Origin of the sequence: Bradyrhizobium sp. AC87j1 (assembly GCF_002936975.1) — a bacterium.
In the GTDB taxonomy this organism is placed as follows: Bacteria; Pseudomonadota; Alphaproteobacteria; order Rhizobiales; family Xanthobacteraceae; genus Bradyrhizobium; species Bradyrhizobium shewense.
In genome coordinates, this window is the sequence record NZ_PTFE01000208.1 from 1 (window position 1) to 2714 (window position 2714).

Sequence of the window (2714 nt, forward strand, 5' to 3'; positions counted from 1 at the left end):
CCTTGAGACCCGCCCCGATTCGTGCAACCTCCGCCCCCAAGCAAAACCCCTCATCCTGAGCCTTCGATGCACATTCTCCTGCTCGGTTCCGGCGGCCGCGAACATGCCCTGGCGTGGAAGATCGCGGCCTCCCCCCTGGTGACCAAGTTCTGGTGCGCGCCCGGCAATGCCGGCATCGCGCGGGAGGCGGAATGCGTGGCACTCGACGTCGCCGACCATGCTGCGGTGATCGACTTCTGCAAGAAGAACAAGGTCGAGCTCGTGGTGGTCGGGCCGGAGACGCCGCTGGCGGCCGGCATCGTCGACGACCTCACCGCCGCCGGTATCAAGGCGTTCGGCCCGAACAAGATCCCCGCCCAGCTCGAAAGCTCCAAGGGTTTTACCAAGGCGCTGTGCACCGAATTCGGCATTCCGACCGGCGCCTACAAGCGCTTCACCAATGCCAAGGACGCGCGCGACTACGTCCAGAGCCAGGGCGCGCCGATCGTCGTGAAGGCCGACGGGCTCGCCGCCGGCAAGGGCGTCGTCGTGGCCAAGACCGTGCGCGAGGCCGAAGACGCCATCGCCATGATGTTCGAGGGCGCGTTCGGCGAGGCCGGCGCTGAGGTCGTGATCGAGGAGTTCTTGCCCGGCCGCGAGATCAGCTTCTTTGCGCTGTGCGACGGCGAGACCGCCATTCCGCTGGCCTCCGCCCAGGACCACAAGCGTGTGTTCGACCACGATGTCGGCCCGAACACCGGCGGCATGGGCGCCTATTCGCCGACGCCTTTGGTGACGCCCGCGATCCACGACGCGATCATGGCGAAGATCATCCTGCCGACGGTCGCCGGCATGAAGCAGCGCGGCACGCCGTTCCGCGGCATTCTCTACGCCGGCATCATGCTGACGACGCAGGGGCCAAAACTGTTCGAGTTCAACGTCCGCTTCGGCGATCCCGAGTGCCAGGTCCTGATGCTGCGCATGATGTCGGACATCGTGCCGGCGTTCCTCGCCGCCTGCGACGGACAGCTGAAGAATTTCGATCTGCGCTGGCACCCGGACTCCGCGCTCACGGTGGTGATGGCGGCGAAGGGCTATCCCGGCGACTACCAGAAGGGCACGCGGATCGACGGGCTCGATGACGCCGCAGAGGTGGACACCGTCGAGATCTTCCACGCCGGCACGGTCGAGAAGGACGGCGCGATCTTCGCCAATGGCGGCCGTGTGCTCAATGTCTGCGCGCTCGGCAAGACCGTGACGGAGGCACAGGTGCGCGCCTATCAGGCCGTCGACCGCATCAGCTGGCCCGAGGGCTTCTGCCGCCGCGACATCGGCTGGCAGGCGGTGGAGGCGGAGAAGGCCAGGGGCTGAGCGAGGGCTCGTCCAGAGCTAGCTTGGCGCGGTCGTCGTCACCGGATGCCCACATGTGCACCCCAGAATGTGTAATCAGTCGCGGGGCTTACTGACCCCGATGATGATACCGGTACTGTGCATGGGGTTGTTTTCGCAATTTTAGGTGTCGGGGCCGGCCCCGACTGACCCCACAAGGATGCAGAAAGATGTCCGATCTCGCCGACCTCTATCCGGATTTTGCCTCCGAATGGATCAACACCTCCTTCGGCCGCATCTTCGCCCGCGTCGGCGGCAGCGGGCCGCCGCTGCTGCTCCTGCACGGCTTCTCCGAGACCCATGTGATGTGGCACCAGGTCGCGCCTGAGCTGGCCAAGCACTTCACGCTGATCGTCGCCGATTTGCCGGGCTATGGCTGGTCCGACATGCCCGAGAGCGATGCGCTGCACATCCCCTACAGCAAGCGCGCGATGGCCAAGGCGATGGTGGAAGTGATGGAGCGGCTCGGTCACGTGCACTTCGCGCTGGCCGGCCACGACCGCGGCGGCCGCGTCTCCTATCGCCTCGCGCTCGATCATCCCGGCCGGCTGTCGAAGCTCGCGGTGCTCGATATCCTGCCGACCTATAATTACTGGGAGCGGATGAACCGCGCCTACGCGCTGAAGATCTATCACTGGACCTTCCTGGCGCAGCCCTATCCGCTGCCGGAGACGCTGATCTCTGGCAATGGCGAGTTCTTCCTGCGCTTCAAGATGGCGAGCCAGACCAAGTCGAGGACGTTGGACGCCATCGACCCGCGCGCGCTCGAACACTACATCGCCCCGTTCCGCGATCCCGCCCGCGTGCATGCGATGTGCGAGGACTACCGCGCCGGCGCCTATTTCGACTACGACCTCGACAAGGCCGATTTCGAAGCCGGCAAGAAGATCACCATTCCGATGCTGGCGCTGTGGGGCAATGCCGGCGTGGCACAAGCCGCGGCGACGCCGCTCGACACCTGGCAGCAATGGGCGACGAACGTGGTGGGCATGCCGGTGGATTCCGGGCACTTCCTCACCGAGGAAAATCCCGACGTGACAGCAGAGGCGCTGCGGGAGTTCTTCGTGGCTTGAGCCGCGTTGTATGCCAAGCATTCAACTGTCATCGCCCGCGAAGGCGGGCGATCCAGTATTCCAGAGACGGCAGTGATTGAGCCGAGAGGCTGCGGCGTACTGGATGCCCCGGTCTAGCCCTAGCATGTTCACACATCTGGGGCCGGCGGCGGGTTGCCAAGTCATCTGAAGTCTGAATCCATCGGGAGGGGTGTGCCGATGGAGCGAGCGATGGAAGGTGGATTGGGACGGTTTGGCGACCGGCGCCTGGAAAAAGGGGGGCTCGTTTGCTGG

The 2714-nt window shown here is 65.2% G+C and carries 2 protein-coding genes; both read left to right on the plus strand.

From position 1 onward, the window contains the following. The first annotated feature begins 66 nt into the window (after positions 1-66). Positions 67-1350, plus strand: coding sequence for a phosphoribosylamine--glycine ligase (gene purD, locus CV770_RS40740; protein ID WP_104466292.1), 1284 nt, complete (start codon positions 67-69; stop codon positions 1348-1350). A gap of 188 nt (positions 1351-1538) precedes the next feature. Further along, entirely contained in the window at positions 1539-2441 is a 903-nt protein-coding gene (locus tag CV770_RS40745; protein WP_104466293.1) for an alpha/beta fold hydrolase, read from the plus strand. Positions 2442-2714: the final 273 nt, after the last annotated feature.